The 20,426-nt window shown below is 63.8% G+C and carries 18 protein-coding genes; 14 read left to right on the top strand and 4 right to left on the bottom strand.

Annotated elements, in window-relative coordinates; translation table 11 throughout:
* The first annotated feature begins 28 nt into the window (after positions 1-28).
* Positions 29-2,569, top strand: coding sequence for a DUF6600 domain-containing protein (locus tag KHO30_RS21430; RefSeq protein ID WP_211702214.1), 2,541 nt, complete (start codon positions 29-31; stop codon positions 2,567-2,569).
* Positions 2,570-2,695: 126 nt separating this feature from the next.
* Here KHO30_RS21430 and KHO30_RS21425 read toward each other — a convergent pair whose 3' ends face one another.
* Positions 2,696-3,667, bottom strand: coding sequence for a thymidylate synthase (locus tag KHO30_RS21425; RefSeq protein ID WP_200621402.1), 972 nt, complete (start codon positions 3,665-3,667; stop codon positions 2,696-2,698).
* 185 nt (positions 3,668-3,852) lie between these two features.
* Entirely contained in the window at positions 3,853-5,247 is a 1,395-nt protein-coding gene (locus KHO30_RS21420; protein ID WP_093640579.1) for a sigma-54 dependent transcriptional regulator, read from the bottom strand.
* Positions 5,248-5,783: 536 nt separating this feature from the next.
* On the opposite strand from KHO30_RS21420, the gene KHO30_RS21415 reads away from it, so the two are divergent.
* The 9 genes from KHO30_RS21415 to KHO30_RS21375 all read left to right on the top strand — a co-directional run bounded on the left by KHO30_RS21415 (position 5,784) and on the right by KHO30_RS21375 (position 14,348).
* Positions 5,784-6,344: a hypothetical protein gene (locus tag KHO30_RS21415; RefSeq protein ID WP_093640583.1), complete on the top strand. Its 561-nt coding sequence runs from the start codon at positions 5,784-5,786 to the stop codon at positions 6,342-6,344.
* A 62-nt stretch (positions 6,345-6,406) separates the two neighbouring features.
* Entirely contained in the window at positions 6,407-6,898 is a 492-nt protein-coding gene (locus KHO30_RS21410) for a hypothetical protein (RefSeq protein ID WP_234487939.1), read from the top strand.
* Complete coding sequence (locus KHO30_RS21405; RefSeq protein ID WP_211702211.1) at positions 6,895-7,542, top strand: hypothetical protein; 648 nt, start codon at positions 6,895-6,897, stop codon at positions 7,540-7,542. The genes KHO30_RS21410 and KHO30_RS21405 overlap by 4 nt, the downstream gene beginning before the upstream one ends.
* Before the next feature lie 29 nt (positions 7,543-7,571).
* Positions 7,572-8,969: a serine-rich family protein gene (locus KHO30_RS21400; protein WP_211702208.1), complete on the top strand. Its 1,398-nt coding sequence runs from the start codon at positions 7,572-7,574 to the stop codon at positions 8,967-8,969.
* A 168-nt stretch (positions 8,970-9,137) separates the two neighbouring features.
* Complete coding sequence (locus KHO30_RS21395) at positions 9,138-9,752, top strand: C39 family peptidase (RefSeq protein ID WP_234487016.1); 615 nt, start codon at positions 9,138-9,140, stop codon at positions 9,750-9,752.
* A gap of 6 nt (positions 9,753-9,758) precedes the next feature.
* On the top strand, positions 9,759-10,559 hold the full coding sequence (locus KHO30_RS21390; protein ID WP_211702205.1) for a peptidase C39: 801 nt from the start codon (positions 9,759-9,761) through the stop codon (positions 10,557-10,559).
* Positions 10,560-10,660: 101 nt separating this feature from the next.
* A complete protein-coding gene (locus KHO30_RS21385; RefSeq protein WP_234487017.1) occupies positions 10,661-12,103 on the top strand; it encodes a hypothetical protein in 1,443 nt (480 codons plus the stop codon).
* Between the two features lie 186 nt (positions 12,104-12,289).
* Positions 12,290-13,735: a sigma-54 dependent transcriptional regulator gene (locus KHO30_RS21380; RefSeq protein WP_372341968.1), complete on the top strand. Its 1,446-nt coding sequence runs from the start codon at positions 12,290-12,292 to the stop codon at positions 13,733-13,735.
* A 112-nt stretch (positions 13,736-13,847) separates the two neighbouring features.
* Complete coding sequence (locus KHO30_RS21375; protein ID WP_054036133.1) at positions 13,848-14,348, top strand: dihydrofolate reductase; 501 nt, start codon at positions 13,848-13,850, stop codon at positions 14,346-14,348.
* A 177-nt stretch (positions 14,349-14,525) separates the two neighbouring features.
* Here the strand turns inward: KHO30_RS21375 and pmbA are convergent, their stop codons facing one another.
* Complete coding sequence (gene pmbA / locus KHO30_RS21370; protein WP_054036131.1) at positions 14,526-15,896, bottom strand: metalloprotease PmbA; 1,371 nt, start codon at positions 15,894-15,896, stop codon at positions 14,526-14,528.
* Positions 15,897-16,130: 234 nt separating this feature from the next.
* On the opposite strand from pmbA, the gene yjgA reads away from it, so the two are divergent.
* Together yjgA and mog are read left to right on the top strand one after the other, a co-directional pair.
* The gene (gene yjgA / locus KHO30_RS21365; protein ID WP_211702414.1) at positions 16,131-16,742 is read left to right on the top strand and encodes a ribosome biogenesis factor YjgA; all 612 of its coding nucleotides are present in this window, start codon (positions 16,131-16,133) and stop codon (positions 16,740-16,742) included.
* A complete protein-coding gene (gene mog, locus KHO30_RS21360) occupies positions 16,723-17,379 on the top strand; it encodes a molybdopterin adenylyltransferase (protein ID WP_211702202.1) in 657 nt (218 codons plus the stop codon). Before yjgA ends, mog begins: the two co-directional genes overlap by 20 nt.
* A gap of 65 nt (positions 17,380-17,444) precedes the next feature.
* Here mog and orn read toward each other — a convergent pair whose 3' ends face one another.
* Complete coding sequence (gene orn, locus KHO30_RS21355) at positions 17,445-18,053, bottom strand: oligoribonuclease (protein WP_200653471.1); 609 nt, start codon at positions 18,051-18,053, stop codon at positions 17,445-17,447.
* 159 nt (positions 18,054-18,212) lie between these two features.
* Between orn and KHO30_RS21350 the strand changes: the two genes are divergently transcribed.
* Positions 18,213-19,472, top strand: a complete 1,260-nt coding sequence (locus KHO30_RS21350; protein ID WP_211702199.1) for a M48 family metallopeptidase — start codon at positions 18,213-18,215, stop codon at positions 19,470-19,472.
* Positions 19,469-20,410, top strand: a complete 942-nt coding sequence (gene rsgA, locus KHO30_RS21345) for a ribosome small subunit-dependent GTPase A (protein WP_211702197.1) — start codon at positions 19,469-19,471, stop codon at positions 20,408-20,410. The genes KHO30_RS21350 and rsgA overlap by 4 nt, the downstream gene beginning before the upstream one ends.
* Positions 20,411-20,426: the final 16 nt, after the last annotated feature.

Genomic DNA, 20,426 nt, shown 5'->3' with positions numbered 1-20,426 from the left:
CACAATGCGCGTCCGTCGGAGCCAAATCATGAGAACAGTAACCACACCCCAACAATCGAAACGTCGGATCACCGGCTACACACTGATCGCCGCCGCGGCGTTCCTGTTCGCGGCGCAAGCCACCCTCGCGCAGGAAGCCGAACAGGCGCCGCCAGAGGCTGCTTCACAACAGAACACCGATCCGCCTGGGCGTGTTGCACGTCTGAACTACACGGCCGGCGCCGTGACCACCGAACCGGCCGGCGCAACCGACTGGTCATACGCACAGATCAATCGCCCGCTCACCTCCGGCGATCAGTTGTGGAACGATCAGAACGCACGCTCCGAACTGCACATCGGTTCGACGGCCGTGCGCCTCGGCCAGTCCACCAGCCTCGACATCCTCAATCTCGACGACAACAGCGCGCAGCTGAAGGTCGCGCAGGGCACGTTGTCGGCACGCTTGCGCGAACTGGCGCCGGGCTCCACCTATGAAATCGACACGCCGAATGTGGCGCTCGGCCTGAACGGCCCCGGCGACTATCGTGTCGACGTTGCGCCGGACGGCAGCAGCACCACCGTCACCGTGCGCAGCGGCAGCGCGACCGTGTACGGCGACAGCGGCCAGGTGCCGGTCGCGGCCGGCCAGCAGATCCGCTTTGCCGGCACCAACCTGCAACAGGTCGCCGACAACGGCGCGCCTGGTCTCGACGGCTTCGATCAATGGGCAGCGAGCCGCGACGCAGCGGAAGACCGCTCGGTGTCGGCGCGCTATGTGTCGCGCGACATCCCCGGCTATCAGGACCTCGACGCCAACGGTACGTGGCGCAGCAGCCCGCAGTACGGTGAAGTGTGGGTGCCGCGTGCGACACCCGCAGGGTGGGCGCCTTATCACGACGGCCATTGGGTATGGCAAGCGCCGTGGGGCTGGACCTGGGTCGACGACGCGCCGTGGGGCTTCGCGCCCTACCACTACGGCCGCTGGGCCTACGTCGACGACTCTTGGGCGTGGGTGCCGGGACCAGTCGTGGTCAGCGAACCGCCTGTCTACGCACCCGCACTGGTTGCCTTCGTGGGCGGCGGTGGCGGCGGAGTCGACTGGGGCGTGAGCCTGGCGATTGGCGGTGCGGTCGCGGCCGGCGTCGCGTGGTTCCCGCTGGGCCCGGGCGAACCGTGGCACCCGCACTGGGGCGATCACGATCATTGGAGCCCGGGTTACTACAACCGCGTCAACAACACGACGGTCGTCAACAACTACAACCGCAACGTGACGAACGTGAATGTGACCAACATTCACAACACGTACATCAACTATCGCGCGCCGGGCGGCGTGACCGCGGTGCCGGCGACGGCCTTCGTGCATGGTCAATCGGTGGGCCGCTTCGCGCAGAAGGTTGACCCGCAGCAGTGGCGCAACGCGCGGATCAATCCGGGTGGTCCGGGGATCGCGCCGGTGAAGGAAAGCTTCGGACCGGGCCTGCGTAACGCGAATTACCGTCCGCCGGCCGGCGCGATGGCGCGCCCGGTCGTGGCTACCCGCAGTCCGGCCGTGCCGGCGGCGTACCACGACAGCCTTGCGCAACGTTTTGCGCAGAGCGGCGGACGAGTGCCAGGCGCGGGCGCGCCGATCGTGCGAACCTCGGTGCCGGCTCACATGGCGGGCGGTCCTGGGGCCATGCCGGTGCAGAACGTGCGGGTCGTGCAGTCGCATATAGCAGGACGGACACCGGGTGCAGCGCCGGGTGCACCCGGTGCGCCGGGTGCGCCTAATGGCATGCAGCAGGCTGGTCAGCGGCCGGGCGAAGCGCCGGTCAACGGTCAACCGCAACGCGGCGGCGAACCACAGGCGCGGCCAGGCATGCCGCCGCAAATGGCCAACGTGCATCAGCAACCCACCGAGGCTGCTCATCCGTCCAATGGTGTGCCCCGTCCGCCGCAAGCGAACGGCGCGAACCCGAACGCTTTCGCGCAGCAGCACGGCGCGCCGATGCAAGCAGGTCAGCAACCGGGCGCAGAAGGAAGGCACGAGCCTGCATGGACGCAGCCGCATACGCCGATGGCCCAGCAGGCGCAGCAGCACGGTGCCCCGCAGGAACAGGCTCGCCAGCCGGAGGCACGTCCTGGGCCGCAGCAACAGGTTCAGCGCCAGCCAGAAGCGCAGCCGCCGCGCGCACCTGAAGTGCACGCCCAGCCGCAGGCGCCCCAGCCGCAACAGATGCAGCAGGCGCAGCAGCAACCGCGTCAGGAATATCGTCCGCAGCCGCAACAGGTACAGCAGCCGCGTCCTGAACCGCAACCGCAGCAAGTGCAGCAGCCACGTCCGGAGCCGCGCCCGCAACCGCAGCAGGTACAGCAGCCGCGCCCTGAGCCGCGCCCGCAACCACAGCAGGTGCAGCAGCCGCGCCCTCAACCGCAACCGCAACAGGTGCAGCAGCCGCGCCCTGAGCCGCGCCCGCAACCGCAACAGGTGCAGCAGCCGCGCCCTGAACCGCGTCCGCAGCAGGCGCAGCAGCCGCGCCCCCAGCCGCAACCGCAGCACGCCGACCAGCATTCGAGCGGCGGCAATCGTGACGAGCATCACAAAGGCTAAAGGTTACGCGCGCAGCTAGATGCGCTGACAACCCGATAGCCGGAAAGCGGCAAGAAAAAACCCCCGCGATTCGCATCGCGGGGGTTTTTTCTTTGAGCAGCCTGCGAGCAGATGCTCAGCGCGCGTTCAGACCGCCATCGGCGCCGTGAGCGGCTCGTGATGCCGGTAGCCGACCAGCGAGAAGTCCGACGGCTCGATCTTCTCCAGCCATTCCGGCTCATACACGCCGGTTTTCGCATAGTCCGGCACACGGTCCGAGATCGCGAAGGCCGGGCTTTCATACGGCTCGCGCGTGAGCTGTTGCTTCAGCATGTCGAGCTGGTTCTCGTAGATGTGCGCGTCGCCGATGAAGTAGGTAAACCAGCGCGGCGTATAACCCGTCAGCCGGCCCACCAGATGCAGCAACGCCGCGCCTTCGGTCAGATTGAACGGCGTGCCGAGGCCAACGTCGTTGCTGCGGATGTACAGACACAGCGAAATTTCTCGCCGCGCAACATTCGGCAGGAACTGATAAAGCAGGTGGCAAGCCGGCAGCGCGATCTGGTCCAGCACCGCGGGGTTCCAGGCATGAAACAAAATTCGCCGGTCGGCCGGGTTCTGCATGATCGTGTCGAGGCATTGCCGCAACTGGTCGATCGCCTTGTACAGCAGCACCTTGGGGCTGCCGTCTTCCTCGAATTCCGTCACGACCTGGAAGCCACGCGCCGTGGCATCGGCCAGCTGCGCGGCGGCGCCTGCGTCCAGCACCTTGTAGGCCGGCCACTGGCGCCACTGCACGCCATACACGTCGCCGAGATCGTCCGGGCCCTGGCGATACGGATTGGCGAGCCATTGCGGATTCTGGTTGGCGTTCGCGTCCCAGACCTTGCAGCCGAGATCGCGGAAATCCGCGGCGCTGCGCGAGGCGCGCAGAAAGCCGACCAGCTCGCCCACTGCCGACTTGAACGCCAGTTTTTTCGTGGTGACGGCGGGAAAGCCCTGCTGGAGGTCGAAGCGCAACATGGCGCCTGGCATGCTGATGGTGCGGATGCCGGTGCGGTTCTCCTGCCACGTGCCGGTGTCGAGAATCGTGCGGACGAGGTCGAGGTATTGTTTCATGCGGGTTCCTTCGACGAAGCGCGCGCCTGGTCAGGCACACACGCCACGGAGATTGAGCGGAAAACCCGATTTTAACAAGCGCAGCCGGACGGCGCCCGGTCGAGGCGCGCCGCGGAGAAAATATCGGTGGCTAAGGGGCCACTAAGTGGGCCGCTGAGCGGGCGCTAAGTGGACAACTACGCCCGTCAGAGATGCGGCACCGAGGCCGGCAATTCGCCGTGCGGCGTGACCAGCGGTTCGCCTTCCATATGGCGCATGCCGTGCGAGCACAGCAGGCGATACAGCGTCACGCGTGAAATGCCGAGTTCCTGCGCGGCGTCGCCGAGACGGCCGCGATGGCGCAGCAGCGCGAGTTCGATGGCCTGACGTTCGGCCGCTTCGCGCGCCTGCGCAAGCGAAACGGGCACAATCTCCACATACTCGGCCAACTCGAGATCACGTGCCGTGATCGCGCGCCCTTCCGACATCACGATGGCGCGCCGCACGCGATTGATCAACTCGCGCACGTTGCCCGGCCAGCCGTAGTTATGCAGCGCCGCGATGGCGTCGGGCGCGAAACCGCGCAGACGGCGGCTTGCATCTTTCTTGAAACGTTCCAGCATGTGCCGCGCAAGCAGTTCGATATCCTTACCACGTGCACGCAACGGCGGTTCGTCGATTTGCAGCACGCACAGACGGTGATACAGATCGGAGCGGAACCGCCCTTCGATCATCGCGGCCGTCATATCTACGTGCGTTGCCGAAATGATGCGCACGTCGACGTCGATTGAACCGTGCCCGCCGAGCCGCTCCACCTTGCGTTCCTGCAGGAAGCGCAGCAGGCTCGCCTGGCTTTCGAGCGGCAGATCGCCGATTTCGTCGAGAAACAGCGTGCCGCCGTTGGCCGCTTCCACGCGGCCGATCTTGCGCTGGTTGGCGCCGGTGAACGCGCCGCGCTCATAGCCAAATAGTTCGGATTGCAACAGATGTGGGGGAATCGCGCCGCAGTTGATCGGCACAAAAGGTGCATTACGGCGCGCCGAGCGTTCGTGGATCGCGACCGCGGTCAGCTCCTTGCCGGTGCCCGACTCGCCTGAGATAAATACCGGCGCGTCGGTCATGGCCACTTTGCGGATCGAGCGGAACAGCGCCAGCATCGCGTCGCACGAACCGACCATTTCACCTTCGGCGCCTTGCGAAGCGTCGTTCGATGCCGGCTCGCCGAGCGAAATCATGCCGTATGCATGACCGACCGAATCCACGATCCTGTCGCCCGAGTACGGCACCGTTACATAGTCGAAACAATAGTCCCGCACGAGCCGGCGCAAGGCCGCGTCCTGCAATTGTCCAGGCGTGGTTGCCGCAACCCAGCCGACGTTCGGCATGGTCAGACAGGACTCGAAGGCGGCGATTTCGTGTGGCTGAAAATCACTAGACAGATCGAGCAAGCCGCCCGCCGCCATTCCGGCGCGAACAGCACGGCGCACATCGCGCGCCGACCCCACGACTTCGACATGCCAGCCGCGCTGATGGAAGCGAGTATTCAGTTCCGCGCTCGGATCGCGTGAAACGTAAATCAGTTGCCGCGTTGCGGGTTCCATTATTCAGATCCTCTCGTCAACGAACGTTAAGGATGACGCACGCACCTGAACTTCAGTTCAGACACGCTGACTCGTTCGGGATTCGCGATATAGCAAAAACCGAACGGCCATTCCATTCCGTGCGGACAGCTGATCCCCAAGAAAGCGGCGTGTGTGTTTGAGACGGCCCGTTAGCGGGCTTTTTTAAATCTGAAGCTGTTTTCGAGAGCTTACTATACACGCGCCGCTTGGAAAACAATTATGCGAATTTAATCGGGGACCCCTTGCCCAGCAAGGCCAAGCGGCCAATAAATAGTTATTCAGCTTATGAATAAAAGCATTGTGGAAGCGCTTTTCCTAGCGTAGACCCGAAGGTACTTCATACCGTCGGATTTAACGAATTACAGGTATTTTCTGCCTGCCGTTTCAGCGCTGAAACGTTTTTGTCCGATTTCTTACCTGTTACTCCGCGGTATGCGGGTCACATCCAGACGCACCAATGGATTGCGACTCATGGCACACGTTTCGCTAAATGCTGTGCACCAAGGAGACACATCATGCGACTCGCTTTCCGCATCGACCTGAGCAGCATTGCACCTTGCGCCGCACTATGCGCCGCCGCGGTGACCTTGACCGTGCTGTCCGCTGGCGTCAATGCACAGGAATTCGCGCTGCCTCAATCCGCCACGATGGCCGAAACCGCCGATGCCGGTTCCGCCACCCTCGCGAGCACGACGCTCGCAGCGGTGGCCTCGCCGACCACGACGGTTGCGGATGTCACGCATACGACAAGCGCCGCCGCGGTGGACAACACCGTGGCCGCCACGAACGACAGCGCCGCGCCCCGCAGCGATCTGGCCGGCAACGCGCTGAGCATTTCCGCCGACGCCGCGTCTATGACCGATCTCGTGCTGGACGATCAGGCGCTGTCCCACCAACGCGGCGGCTTCGGCGGCATGTTGATGGTTTCAGCAACGCCGCAACTGATGCGCGGCTTTAACAACAGTGGCAACGGCGTAACGCTGTGGGACGAAATTGCCCCGCCGTCGCAGTTGCCAGTTCCCGTCGACGTCGCCCGCTCCGCTCAAGGCAACGTCACGAGCTACCAGAGAAATTAGCACGACGCGCCGCTCGCTGCCCAAGACCGCACCGACCGATCGTCCGCCCGCAAGGAACTGACATGAACGCCTCAACCCAGAAGCCGAACAGCAGCCGCCCCTCGGCAGCCGTGCTGTGCGCGCTGCTCGGCGTGCTCGCTGCCGGCGCCGTAACGAGTGCCGCCGCGCAGCAGTTGACGCAGCCGGGCAACCTCATTATCGAGCGCGACATCACGCCACGCGATGCGTTCGTGCCGGTGCCGAAGAGCCAGGACCCGATCGCGGTCCAGGTCCAGACGTTCCCGAGAGCGACCTTCGATGGCGCGATCGGCACGATGGCGAGCGATCTCGACCTGAACGGCGCGCACGGCACGGCCGGCATCGCCGGCAACGGCTATATGCCTGCACTGGTCGGCGCCAACGGCATCACACACATGCTGGCGGGCGCCGGCAACAACGTTCCGGTCGGCGCGGGCGCCAGCTTCGGCGGCGCAGGTGGGATCGGCAGCTCGATTGCCCAGTCGGTCAGCAGTGCACTCGCCCCCTTGGGCGCAGCTCTAGGAGCCATGAAATGACAACGTCACGCGCACCGGCCAAGCGCCTTCCGTCACGCAAACAGTCGCGCTGGCCCCTGCTTGCCTGGGCAGTGCTTGGCTGGGCGAGCTTCGCGGCCCATGCCCAATCGCTGCCGGCCCAGATCGACGCGGAGTCGGTTATCGGCAAAGGCGCGGTCAGCGGCAGCCTCGGGGTCATCGCCATCAACGAGACCTCCGGACTCGATAACGCACAAGCGAATCAAGGCGTGTTCACCAACGGAGCCACGCCTCTCAACCTGATCGGCAGCTTGCAGGGCGCGGCCACCAACGCCAAGACGGCGGCTGCGAAAAGCACGATCAGCAGTAACGCATTTTCAAACACCTCTGGCCTTATCGAAGTGAATCAGTCGGCGGGTGTAGGGAATCTTCAGCGGAACAGCGCCGTAGTTGGTTCTGGACCGATTGGAGCGGAGATCGTAGCGGATGGGGTGCTATCCGCTACGACCGCCAAGGGCGGCGGTCTGGGAAGGTCTGGCGAAAACCACGACGTACGCGAGGTATCCATCGGTACGGATGCGCTCAAAAACGTCAGTGGGATCGTTCAGATCAACCAGACAGCCGGCTCAGGTAACGTCAGTTCAAACAGTTTTGTGCTCCGTCCCCCGGCGGGCACCTTTTTCTAACGAGCCACACTCTTTATCGGAGCGTCATCATGAAGCGCACTCTCATTGCAGCGGCCGTCCTGTCGACGTTGGCAGCAAGCTCGGCTTACGCCGAATGCACGGCCGGCTGCGACCCGGCTGAGCTCTTTACGGCAACCAACATCTACACCGACATTGGCGAATTCGGTTTCATTACCTTGCGCGGCCACGTCAATGTGTCGAGCAGCTCCGGCGCCACGGTCAACAACACCCAGAATGTAGACATCGGTGGCGTCAACATGAAGACGCCTCCGCAGACCTACACCAGCGGCCACGTAACCACGACGATCGATTCGACCAAATCCTGGTTCAATGGCAGCGGCGGTGGCTCGAACTACGCGGTTCACTCGTCGTACAGCGCTGGCTCGTTTGCCGAAGGCTCGCAAGAACAATCGGCTGCAGCTTACGCACAAGGCCACAGCTTCGGCGAAAGCAGCGGCTTCTCGCAAGGCTACCAAGCATCGGTTGCCGGCGGCAGCCACGTCAACACCCACAACAGCGCGAACGGCTATCTGGCAGCCGGCTTCATCGCTGGTCTCGGCGGCGGCAATGGCGTGATCTTCGGCGGGGTAGCGGCAGGCTTCGCCGCCGCACTGAACACGCACTCCTCGGATAACTTCGGCGGCTACTTCGCCGAGCAGTCCTCGGGACACCAGGCCGCATGGGGACAGGAACATTCGTCCGGCTACTTCGCGCAGGCTGCGGAACAAAGCGCCTCGGGCTACTACAAGGCCAGCCATGTCTCCGCGAGCGCCAACGCATGGGGCTGGAGCGCGCATGACAGCATCAGCGCAGGCACAGTGAATGTCTACGGCAGCATCACCGAGCACATCAACACCGAAAAACCGACGGTGATGTCTGCTGCGATCGGCGACGGCGCATTGCAAACCGCGAACGGCAATATCGGCGTCAACATGGCCACCGGTGTCGACAACGCGCAATCCAATGATGCCGCCCTGTCCAACATGGACGTCGGCCCCGTGTTCGGCACTGCGCAGATCTACTCGACGCAATCGTCGGACGGCAAGGCGCGGATTGGTGACTTCAACTTCACCGCCAGCGTCGGAGCCGACGTGCTGAAGGGCGCGACCGGCAACATCGGGGTGAACGTGGCGTCGGGTGTCGGCAACGTGCAAAACAACAGCCTCGCCGCCTCGGCCACCACGGATAGCAGCAGCAGCGGCATGGGCTGGGGTCATAAGGGCGGCAAGGACGGCGGCGAAGTCATCGCATCCGACCAGAACTGCCAGACCGCAGGAGCAAGCGTCAGCGGCAACTTCACCGGTTCGTCGATGCTCGGTGCGGGCGCTCTGTCCAATGCAAGCGGCAACATTGGGGTGAATATCGCGTCGGGTGTAGGCAACCTGCAACACAACGGCCTTGCAGTCGCCAGCGTGTCGCATCAGTAACTAAAGCAGTATCGCAGGAAGACACCGGTCAGCCTCGTGCTGGCCGGCTGTCTCCGCAGGGGGGGACATACCATGTTCGGGGTGAGCAGGGTAACGCACGGCTTTTTCCTGACACTCTTCGCTGGACTCGTGCTTTCGCAGACGGGTCACGCGCAGAGTGCCCTTTCCATGAACGCAGCAGCGGGCGTGCCGTTCGACGTGAACGTGCGTTCGATCCGCGAGATCCGCTACAACCACATCGTTTCGCAGCGTTACGACTACAGCTGCGGCTCGGCCGCTCTGGCCACGTTGCTGAAGTACGGCTACGGCATCGACATTCCCGAACCCGAAATGATCCAACGCATGATGGTGTTTTCGACACCAGAGGTGGTGGTCAAGAACGGTTTCTCGATGCTTGACATGAAGAAGTTCGTCGAAACGATCGGCCTGCGTGGCCGGGGTTTCCGCGTGACGCCTGAAGCGCTCTATCACCTGCAGATTCCTGTGCTCGTGCTGATGAACAGCGACGGCTACGAGCACTTCGTGATCGTCAAGCACGCGGAAGACAGCCGCGTCTTCATTGCCGACCCAGCGCTCGGCAACCGCATCGTCATGGAAGACGACTTCGTCAAGAAATGGAACGGCCTCGTATTCGCGGTCGTCGGCAAGCCATTTATGGAGGATTCTCCGCTCTTGCAAGGCAACGAGTCGCTCGCGCTCAAGCTGCGTGAACGTGCACTGGAAAACGGCACGGCTGCGACTCCCTTTGTTGAATACGGTTTGATCAAGGCAGAGTTGTTCTGACTCATCATGGACCGAAACTTACTCACCATTGGCTGTGCGTTGTGTTTCACAACGTGCGGCCTCGCATCAGTCGCACACGCTGCCGAGCAGACATCTACGGTGTTTGAAGACGTCGGCGCGCTCAAGCTCCAACCTGTCGACGACGCCATCCTCGCCAACCAGACCGGCAAAGGCATCGTTGGGGACATCATTTCGGGTGTCGTTATCACCCTGCTGTCGCAATGGCAGTTGCCGAACGGCGCCACCGCTGTCGCCTCGGGCTCGCTCGCCATCGGTACAAACACGCCCAACCAGCCGAACGTCCAGTTCAATTCAACGGCCTCCGTGACCGGTCCGAACATGGGCGGCGGCAGCGGCGCCAACCGCAACGCCAGCGCAACCGGCGGGCAGAACGTCAGCGTCAACGGCGTCTCGCAGATTACCCAGGTGGCCGGCAACGGCAACCTCGGGACGAACCAGGCGCTGATCGATTTCGACGCCTCGCCTGGCAGCCTGGCGGGCGGGTCCTATAACAACGCAACGTCGGCCGCCGCAAGCAATTCGAACGGCTCGGTGAAAGCCTCCGTCAGTCTCGCCAACGGCGGCATTTCGATTTCGTTGCAGACGCCCAGCGGTATCGCGACCCAAACCATCGCGCCGTCCAGTGTGCTGCAGGCCGGCAAGATTGCCCAACTCTTGCAGATCGCAGGCAATAACCAGCAAGTCGCCAACCAGTTGCAACTGCATTTGCAGACGCAGCCGATGTCGGCCTCGATGCTGCGCCAGATTGGCGTCCTACAAGCCCTGCAAAACACGGTAAGGAGATAACACGGGCCGCCACCCGACCAGGAAGGAGACCGAAGTACCAAACGACCGCGTGATGCACAAGGAGACATGCGACGCGCAGTCAGAATACCGGGGGAACAAAAATGATCAGATTCTCAAAGAACGGGGCGCCGCGCATGGCGTTAGCGGCTATTCCAGCCGCCGTCATGCTGTTTGCGCTATCGCAGGGGGCCAGCGCGCAAGCGCTCGCCGATCAATCGGTTGAAGAACGGCTGAACACGCTCATGCGTGTTGTCAGCGAGCAGCAAAAGCAGATCATCTCACTCGAACGGCAGGTCACGAACCTCGAAATGTCGCAGCGCGGCCGCGGCGCACCGGGTTACGGTGAGCAGGCCGGCAGCGCGGCGGTCGCCGAGCAGCCTGGCGCAGACGGCCTGCCTGTGCCGTTGCCACCGCTTGCCCAGGTGAACCCGGGTACTCCCGCGCCGGGGGGCGCCACGGGTACCGCGACAGGTGTGCCGGTCACGCCGCCCGTGCCGGAAGGCAGCGGTGGCGGTGGTGGCCTGCCGGCCGCGACCGACGGCAGCGGCGCGATCGGCCAGACGCAGAAGGCCGCGCAACCGGTGCGCACCCAATCGGAAGACGCAGTGGTGCAAAGCCAGCAGCACACGCCGCTGTTCGAGCACAAGCTGACCCTCGACTGGGGTATCAACGATACCTACTACGATCGCCGCCAGTTGCAACTGTCCGGCTTCCTCGCGCTCGACGCGATTTTCCTCGGCAACATCAACCTCGGCGAGACCAAGTCGCACCAGGTGATGGCCGACCTCGACACGCGCTACGGTCTGACCGACCGCATCAGCGTCGACGTCGACGTGCCCTATGTCTACCGGCACAGCAATTTCATCGTCGGCGGAGCCGGCGGAGCGGCGAATACGGTCTCGGATGCCTCGGCAAATTCGAGCAATATTGGCGACGTCAATTTCGGGATCTACTACCAGTTCCTGAAGGAAACCAACAATCTGCCGGATGTGGTCGGCAGCCTGCGCATCAAGGCGCCGACCGGTACGTCGCCGTTCGGCATCAAGCTGGCGCAGGTCGATGCCAACAACACCAACCTCGTCGCCCCCACCAAGCTGCCCACCGGCACCGGCTTCTGGAACATCACGGCGGGCCTGTCGTTGTTGAAGACCTACGATCCGGTCGTGCTGTTCGGCAGCGTTTCGTACACCTACAACATTGCCCGCTCGTTCCAGGACATCTCGTCGGTCATCGGTCAGACCGAACCGGCGACGGTCAAGATCGGCGACGTCGTGCAATTCGGCGGCGGCGTGGCGCTCGCGTTCTCAGACAAGGATTCCGCCAGCATTTCGTACACCATGGCGCTGGAACCCGAGTCGCAGACCAAGTCGCCAGGCGGAACCTATTCGAAGGTGCCGGGCAGCGAGACCACCGCGGCCGCACTGACCTTCGGCTTGAATCACGTAGTGAACAAGCACTTGACGATCAACGGTTCGGTATCGGTCGGCCTCACGCCCGACACGCCGAACTTCGTGATCGGTGTGCGTTTTCCCTACACTTTTTGACGTGTCAACGATACGAGGTTGATCGTGCGCGAATCACCCCATTTGAGCAGCGTTACACCGCCCTCCGGCACTCATCTGTCGATTGCCCGAGCGTCGGATGTTTCTGTGACACGGGCAGCGGAAGTCCTCGTGGGGCGGCCGTCGGAAGTCTCTTTGGCGCGACCTCAGGAGGCCGCTGTGGGACGCTTGCACGAGGCGTCCCCCGCCGCGAATGGGAGCGGTCTGCTGCATGCGCGGACCGATCGGTCGCTGCTGTACGTCGCGCGCACGCCGGACGAAGCGCTCGCCGCCCATCTGAAGAGCCGCGGCTGGCATGTGATGGTGGCCCGCTCAGCGCATGAGGTCTCGCGCCTGCTCAAGCCCGACGTGATATGCGCCGGCATCGTCGACCTGGCCAGCTTTGCGCCGCGCGATCTTGGCGGGCTCGAAGCGAGCCTGCGTCAACAGCAGATCGGCTGGATTGCGCTCGCCACTTCGGAACGCCTCGCCGACGCCAACGTGCGGCGCCTGATCCGCCACTACTGCTTCGACTACGTCAAGACACCGGTGGCCAACGCCACGATCGACTACCTCGCCAGTCACGCATTCGGCATGGTGACGCTGTGCGATGCCGATGAGATTCCGCCTGCCGCGCCCGCTGCCGACGACGAAGATGAAATGGTCGGCACCTGCGAAGCGATGCAGCAACTCTTCCGCACGATTCGCAAAGTCGCCAACACCGACGCCAGCGTGTTCATCTCAGGTGAGTCCGGCACCGGCAAGGAACTCACGGCGCTGGCGATCCACGAACGCTCGCCGCGTCGCAAGGCGCCGTTCATCGCTATCAACTGCGGCGCGATTCCGCACCATCTGCTGCAATCCGAACTATTCGGCTACGAACGCGGCGCGTTCACCGGCGCGAACCAGCGCAAGATCGGCCGGGTCGAGGCCGCGGACGGCGGCACCCTGCTGCTCGACGAAATCGGAGACCTGCCGATGGAAAGCCAGGCGAGCCTGCTGCGCTTTTTGCAGGAAGGCAAGATCGACCGGCTCGGCGGCCGCGAATCGATTCCCGTGGACGTGCGAATCATCTCCGCTACCCACGTGGATCTCGAGATCGCGATGCGCGACGGCCGGTTCCGCGCCGACCTGTTCCACCGCCTGTGCGTGCTGCGTGTCGACGAGCCGCCGCTGCGCGCCCGCGGCAAGGACATCGAGATTCTTGCGCATCACATCATGCACAAGTTTAAGACCGACAGCGCGCGCAAGATCCGCGGCTTTACGCCATCGGCGATCGAGGCAATGTACAACTACGGCTGGCCCGGCAATGTGCGCGAACTGATCAACCGGGTGCGCCGCGCGATCGTGATGGCGGAAAACAAGCTGATTTCCGCCGAAGACCTCGACCTTGCGCAGTTCACCGAGCAGGAGACCATGAGTCTCTCGCAGGCGCGCGAAGCCGCCGAGAAACGCGCGATCGAAGCTGCGCTGCTGCGGCATCGTCATCGCTTGAACGAGGCGGCGATCGATCTGAATATTTCGCGCGTCACGCTGTACCGGCTGATGGGTCACCATGGACTGCGGGAATTGGTCGCCGTTGATGACAAAGCGTCGTTTGAACCGAGCGTCGCCGACGAGGCTGCTCACGAATGATGCGGCGCCTGGCGGGGTACCGGCTGCCCGGCCGGTGCTCCGCCGACTTGCATGGCGGCACGGCGTTGCACCTCAGGTAGAATCATCCTGGTTACGTTCCCCTTTCCATTCGATGACGACGCTCACCTTGATCGTCGCTCGCGCCAATAACGGCGTGATCGGCCGCGACAACCAGTTGCCCTGGCGACTTCCCGAAGACCTCGCGTTCTTCAAGCGCACCACGATGGGCGCGCCCATCATCATGGGCCGCAAGACGCATGAATCGATCGGCCGGCCGTTGCCGGGACGCCGCAACATTGTCGTGACACGGGATGCCGCACGGCGCTTTCAGGGTTGCGACGCGGCCACCACGCTCGAAGACGCGCTGAAGCTGGCCGCCCAGGATCAGGCCCCGGAAGCGTTTCTGATCGGCGGCGCACAATTGTATGCGGAAGGTTTGCGTCAGGCGGACAAGCTGATCATCACCGAGATCTCCGCCGACTTCGAAGGCGACGCCACCTTCCCCGAACTCGACGAAAGCGAGTGGGAAGAAGTCGCGCATGAAACGCATCGCGCCGACGCGCCGAATGACTTCGATTACGCGTTCGTGACGTATAAGCGCAAGGGCACTTGAGGGTGTTGTACCGCGGCTGACTGACGGTCTGTGCTTCGCTTCGCGCATTCGCCATTCGTCTTTCGCCGCTACCCATCGTGCACGCATAAAAAAACGCCACGCTTTGCTTGCGTGGCGTTTCTGTTTGCAGCGCCGTTGTGCAGCCCTGTGCCACCGGCCGGCGCTTGATCGAAGCGCTTACTGCCCGGCGATCGTCATCCGTTCGATCAGCACCGAGCCCGTTTCCTTGGTGCCGCGCGTGATCGTATCCGCGCCGATCGCGACGATATGGCGGAACATCTCCTGCAAGGTGCTCGCCACCGTGATTTCCTCGACCGGATACTGGATCTTGCCGTTCTCGACCCAGAAGCCCGACGCGCCGCGCGAATAGTCGCCCGTCACGTAGTTCACGCCCTGCCCCATCAGTTCGGTCAGCAACAGGCCCGTGCCGAGCTTCTTCAGCATTTCTTCGAAGTCGTCTCCCGGGCGCGTCTTCGAGCTGCGCAGCGACAGATTGTGCGAGCCGCCGGCGTTACCGGTTGTCTGCATGCCGAGCTTGCGCGCCGAGTAAGTGGACAGGAAATAGCCTTCCACTACACCGTCCTTCACCACCGAACGTTGTTTCGTGCGAACCCCTTCTTCGTCGAACGGCGCGCTACCCATTGCACGCGCGACGTGCGGATCTTCGACCACCTGGACGTGCGGCGCGAACACCGGCTTGCCGAGGCTATCGACGAGGAACGAGGTCTTGCGGTACAGCGCGCCGCCGCTGGTGGCCTGGACGAACGCGCCGAGAATGCCGGCGGCGAGCGGCGCTTCGAACAGCACCGGCACCTTGCGGGTGTCGAGCCCGCGCGCGCCGATGCGCGACAGCGCCCGTTGCGCGGCGTAGCGGCCCACCGCTTCCGGATCGGCGAGGTCGGCCGCGCTGCGGGTCGACGTGTACCAGTCGTCGCGCTGCATGTTGCGCGCGCTGCCGGCAATCGGCGCACAGGCGATGTAGTGGCGCGAGTACGGATAGCCCGCGAGGAAACCGCGCGAGGTGGCCAGCACGAACTGCGAGTGCTGCGCCGAGACGCTCGCGCCTTCCGAGTTCTTGATCTGCGGATCGGTGGCGAACGCGGCGTCTTCCGAGCGACGGGCGATTTCCACCGCTTCGTCGGCCGTCAGATTCCACGGGTGATACAGATCGAGATCGCGCGGCGCGGTTTCGAGCAGGTCTGCCTCGGCGAGACCCGCGCAGTCGTCTTCCGCGGTGAAGCGGGCGATGTTGTACGCCGCCGCGACCGTGTCCTTCAAGGCTTGCGACGAAAAATCCGAGGTGCTCGCGTTGCCGCGCTTGTTGCCGATGAACACCGTCACGCCGACCATCTTGTCGCGGTTGTGTTCGATCGTCTCGACTTCGCCGCGCCGCACGGAGACGGACAGGCCGTCGCCTTCGGAGATCTCGGTCGCCGCGTCGGTGCCGCCGAGCGACTTCGCGTGACGAAGGATGTCCGAGGCGATTTCCTTCAGTTCATCCTGGGTATGCGGAAAAAAGCGCTGCTTGACGTCCATGTCTGCTGCCATTGTCGTTGCCGTCCTGTTCGGGGCCGAGCGGCCCTGTGTGTTCGCCCATGCCACGCACCTGCGTGCGCATTTGCAAGTGCATTTGCGTGCGCGTTTGCGTAGTCACGCATCCCGCGATCATAGCAAGGGTTGCGAAGCCGTACCTGGCATTCGCCGCGTCCGCCGGAGCCGGCGAGCGCACTTGTGCGCAGCAGCACGGCGGGTCCGGCGTGCGCGGCACGCTACAATATCGGTATGACACGCAAAACCCGCATTCAACCCATCGAATCCGCCGAGCCGGAAGTCGACGAGAACGGCTACGACCGCCCCAGCAAGTCCCAGCTCAAACGCGAAATGCACGAGCTGCAGGAACTGGGCGCGGCGCTGATCGCCCTGCCGAAAGACGCGCTCAAGCGCATGCCGATGCCCGAAAAGCTCGACGACGCCGTCCGCGAAGCGCGCCGCATCACCGATCACGAAGGCAAGCGCCGCCAGGTGCAGTACGTCGGGCGCGTGATGCGCTCGCTGCTGGACGAGGAAACCGCCGCCCTGCGCACCGCGCTCGACACCTATAACGGCGTCAACAAGGCGGAAACGGCCAAGCTGCACTGGATCGAGCGCACCCGCGAGAAACTGCTCGCCGACGACGCCGCGCTGACCGAATTCATCCGCCAGCACCCGAACGCCGATCCGCAGCAGGGCCGCACGCTGATCCGCAACGCCCGCAAGGAAGCGCAGCAAAGCAAGCCGCCGCGCTATTTCCGCGAGTTGTTCCAGTGGATCAAGAACGCCGACGGCCCGTCTGCCGAGACCGATTCCGATGCAGAAGACGCGCTGGAAGACGACGATGACGACCGCGACGAATAAGCCGGCGCGTAATCTGGTCCGTAATCATCCGGACGAAATCGTGATCGGCCTCGTGTCGATCAGCGATCGCGCGTCGACAGGCGTCTACGAGGATAAAGGCATTCCGGCGCTGCAAGAATGGCTCGGCGCCGCCCTGACCTCGCCGTTCCAGGTGGTCACCCGCCTGATTCAGGACGATGCGCCCACCATTTCCGCCACGCTGATCGAACTGGTCGACGAAGTGGCTTGCGATCTGGTGCTGACCACCGGTGGCACCGGCCCGTCGCGCCGCGACGTGACGCCAGAAGCGACTTTGGCGGTAGCGACCAAGGAAATGCCGGGTTTCGGCGAGCAGATGCGGCAAATCAGCCTGAATTTCGTGCCGACCGCGATTCTGTCGCGCCAGGTGGCGGTGATCCGCGAAACCGCGGATCACGCGGCGCTGATCGTCAACCTGCCGGGGCAGCCGAAGTCGATCAAGGAAACGCTGGAAGGCTTGCGTGACGCGGACGCGGGCGGCGCCGTGAAGGTGCCGGGGATTTTCGCCGCGGTGCCTTACTGCATCGACCTGATCGGCGGCCCGTATGTGGAAACGAACGCCGACGTGGTGAAGGCGTTCCGGCCGAAGAACGCGGTGCGCGCCCCCCGGCAGGGTTGAGTTCAAAGCCGCGGCGACGTTACTCCACTAACAGCGCAACCGCCGCAGCTACAGCCGCGGCTGCGTTACTCCGCCGCCGGCGCTTCCGGCGCCGTCGGAATCAGGAAGTGCTCGCGGTAGTACTTCAGCTCGTCGATCGATTCATGGATGTCGGCCAGCGCCGTGTGCATGGCGCGTTTCTGGAAACCCTTGTAGATCGCCGGCTGCCAGCGGCGGCACAATTCCTTCAGCGTGCTGACGTCGAGATTGCGGTAATGGAAGAAGCGTTCCAGATCCGGCATCCAGCGCGCCATGAAGCGGCGGTCCTGGCAGATCGAGTTGCCGCACATCGGCGATTTGCCCGGCGGAACATAAGCGCCAAGAAATTCGCGAATCTGTTCGGTAGCGTCGGCCTCGCTCACCGTCGACGCCTTCACGCGGTCGATCAGCCCCGAGCGGCCATGCGTGTTCTGGTTCCACTGATCCATTTTGGCGAGCGTTTCGTCGCTCTGATGAATCGCCAGCACCGGCCCTTCGACCAGGCGGTCGAGCGTCGAATTCGTCACGACCACCGCGATTTCGATGATGCGGTCGGTGTCCGGCTCGAGCCCGGTCATTTCCATGTCCAGCCAGACGAGATTCATGTCGCTGCGTACGAGCGGCGGCTGTTCGGTGGAGGCGAGGATGTCAGTCATGAAGGCAGCCCTGATGGCCGCGCAGACGGCTTCTCCGGAAGCGCGCTTGCCGCGGCGAATGTTCGTATGAGATTGGTTAAAGCCGGGTTTGATCTTATCCCCCCGCCGCCAGGCGGGAAGAAACATATAATTCTCGCATAGATACCACGGAATCCCCGGATGCCTACCCTGTACTTCACTGTTCTGTTCGTCGTCGCCGTCGTGGCGATGGTCGGCACCAAGCTGTGGCTCGCGTCGCGGCAGATCCGCTTCGTCGCCGGCCATCGCGAGCAGGTGCCGAGCCAGTTTGCCGGCACCATCGCGCTCACCGCGCACCAGCGCGCCGCCGATTACACCGTCGAACGCACACGCCTCACCATGATCGAGATCGTCGTCGGCGCGGCTGTGCTGATCGGGCTCACGTTGCTGGGCGGCGTGCAGGCGCTCGATCTGGCGATCTCCGACTGGCTGGGCCGCGGCTACACCGGTCAGATCGCCCTGGTCGCGGCGGTGATCGCGATCACCAGCGTGATCGATCTGCCGTTCGAGTACTACCGGCAATTCGTGGTCGAGCAACGCTTCGGCTTCAACCGCATGAGCAAGGGCATTTTCTTCCTCGACCGTCTCAAGGGCGTCCTGCTCGGCGCGGCGTTCGGCCTGCCGCTGCTGTTCGTCGTGCTGTGGCTGATGAACCAGGCGGGCAGCCTGTGGTGGCTGTGGACGTGGATCGTCTGGGTCGCGTTCCAGTTGCTCGTGCTGGTCCTGTATCCGTCGTTTATCGCGCCGCTCTTCAACAAGTTCGAGCCGCTCAAGGACGAGGCGCTGAAAAGCCGCATCGAAGCGCTGATGAAGCGCTGCGGGTTCGCCGCCAAAGGCCTGTTCGTGATGGACGGCAGCCGCCGTTCGGCACACGGCAATGCGTATTTCACCGGCTTCGGCGCGGCCAAACGGATCGTATTCTTCGACACGCTGCTCGCGCGCCTGTCGGGCAACGAGATCGAAGCGGTGCTCGCGCACGAACTCGGCCACTTCAAGCGCCGTCACGTGATCAAGCGGATGGTCGTCATGTTCGCGCTCAGCCTCGTGATGCTCGCCCTGCTCGGCTGGCTGACGCAATGCGTCTGGTTCTATGAAGGACTGGGCGTGCGGCCGTCGCTGATCGGCGGCAATAGCGGCCTCGCGCTGGTGCTGTTCTTCCTCGCGCTGCCGGTGTTCCTGTTCTTCGTCACGCCGCTCGGCAGCTTGAGCTCACGCAAGCACGAGTTCGAGGCCGATGCCTTCGCCGCGACGCAAACCGATGCGCAAGACCTCGTCAACGCGCTCGTCAAGCTGTACGAGGACAACGCGTCGACCCTGACGCCCGATCCGCTCTACACCGCGTTCTATTACTCGCATCCGCCGGCGTCGCAGCGGATCGACCGCCTGTTGCGGCACGCATGAGCGGCCGCTCCCCGAAAGCGCCGCGCGCGCCGTCCAGCACGCGCGTAGGCGGCCTGGTGATTGCCGCTCACGGGCGACACTACCTGGTCGCGCCGGAAGACGGCAGTCCAATGCTTCAATGCTTCCCGCGCGGCAAGCGCAGCGAAGTGGCGGTTGGCGACCGCGTGATTTACGAACCGACTTCGGCGGACCAGGGTGTGATCGTCGAGATCGGCGAGCGGCGCAATCTGCTGTATCGCTCGGATCAGTACAAGTCGAAACTCTTCGCCGCGAATCTCGACCAGCTGCTGATCGTGCTGGCAACCGAGCCGCATTTCAGCGAAGACCTGCTCGGCCGCGCGCTGGTCGCCGCTGAGGCAAACGAGTTGAAGCCGTTGATCGTGCTGAACAAAATCGACGTGACCGGCGCGCTGGAGGGCGCGCGTAAGCGGCTCGAGCCGTACCGCGCGCTCGGCTACACCGTGGTCGAAGTGTCGATCAAGACGCAGCCTGACGCCGCGCACCCAGCTTTGCTCGAGCATCTGCAAGGTCACTCGACGCTGCTGCTCGGCCAGTCCGGCATGGGCAAATCGACGTTGGTGAATCTGCTGATTCCGGATGCCGAAGTCGCGACGCGCGAGATCTCGACCGCGTTGAACAGCGGCCGGCACACCACCACGTTCACGCGGCTCTACCCTTTGCCTGGCGCCGACGGCGGTGCGTTAATCGATTCGCCGGGCTTCCAGGAATTCGGCCTGCACCATCTGACCGAAGGCCGGCTCGAACGCGCGTTTCCCGAGTTCCGGCCGTTGCTGCCGAACTGCCGCTTCTACAACTGCCATCACTTGCAGGAGCCGGGCTGCGCGATCCTCGAAGCGGTCGCCGATGGCCGCATCCGGCGCGAACGGCATGCCCTGTATGCACAACTGGTGCACGAAGCCAGCCAGATCGTGCGCTAACGCGCGCCGCTGTCAA

This window comes from Paraburkholderia aspalathi, from assembly GCF_905220735.1.
Lineage (GTDB): Bacteria > Pseudomonadota > Gammaproteobacteria > Burkholderiales > Burkholderiaceae > Paraburkholderia > Paraburkholderia aspalathi.
The sequence above is the reverse complement of the archived record's forward strand: the minus strand, read 5'-3'. Positions and strand labels throughout refer to the sequence as shown.

Bases quoted from the DNA above. Each gene is read 5' to 3' on its own strand.
- KHO30_RS21395 (WP_234487016.1), top strand. From the start codon at position 9,138: ATGAACGCAGCAGCGGGCGTGCCGTTCGACGTGAACGTGCGTTCGATC.
- KHO30_RS21425 (WP_200621402.1), bottom strand. From the start codon at position 3,667: ATGAAACAATACCTCGACCTCGTCCGCACGATTCTCGACACCGGCACG.
- pmbA (WP_054036131.1), bottom strand. From the start codon at position 15,896: ATGGCAGCAGACATGGACGTCAAGCAGCGCTTTTTTCCGCATACCCAG.
- KHO30_RS21350 (WP_211702199.1), top strand. From the start codon at position 18,213: ATGCCTACCCTGTACTTCACTGTTCTGTTCGTCGTCGCCGTCGTGGCG.
- KHO30_RS21385 (WP_234487017.1), top strand. From the start codon at position 10,661: ATGATCAGATTCTCAAAGAACGGGGCGCCGCGCATGGCGTTAGCGGCT.
- KHO30_RS21415 (WP_093640583.1), top strand. From the start codon at position 5,784: ATGCGACTCGCTTTCCGCATCGACCTGAGCAGCATTGCACCTTGCGCC.
- mog (WP_211702202.1), top strand. From the start codon at position 16,723: ATGACGACCGCGACGAATAAGCCGGCGCGTAATCTGGTCCGTAATCAT.
- KHO30_RS21420 (WP_093640579.1), bottom strand. From the start codon at position 5,247: ATGGAACCCGCAACGCGGCAACTGATTTACGTTTCACGCGATCCGAGC.
- orn (WP_200653471.1), bottom strand. From the start codon at position 18,053: ATGACTGACATCCTCGCCTCCACCGAACAGCCGCCGCTCGTACGCAGC.
- KHO30_RS21430 (WP_211702214.1), top strand. From the start codon at position 29: ATGAGAACAGTAACCACACCCCAACAATCGAAACGTCGGATCACCGGC.
- KHO30_RS21390 (WP_211702205.1), top strand. From the start codon at position 9,759: ATGGACCGAAACTTACTCACCATTGGCTGTGCGTTGTGTTTCACAACG.
- KHO30_RS21405 (WP_211702211.1), top strand. From the start codon at position 6,895: ATGACAACGTCACGCGCACCGGCCAAGCGCCTTCCGTCACGCAAACAG.
- yjgA (WP_211702414.1), top strand. From the start codon at position 16,131: ATGACACGCAAAACCCGCATTCAACCCATCGAATCCGCCGAGCCGGAA.
- KHO30_RS21410 (WP_234487939.1), top strand. From the start codon at position 6,407: ATGAACGCCTCAACCCAGAAGCCGAACAGCAGCCGCCCCTCGGCAGCC.
- KHO30_RS21375 (WP_054036133.1), top strand. From the start codon at position 13,848: ATGACGACGCTCACCTTGATCGTCGCTCGCGCCAATAACGGCGTGATC.
- rsgA (WP_211702197.1), top strand. From the start codon at position 19,469: ATGAGCGGCCGCTCCCCGAAAGCGCCGCGCGCGCCGTCCAGCACGCGC.
- KHO30_RS21400 (WP_211702208.1), top strand. From the start codon at position 7,572: ATGAAGCGCACTCTCATTGCAGCGGCCGTCCTGTCGACGTTGGCAGCA.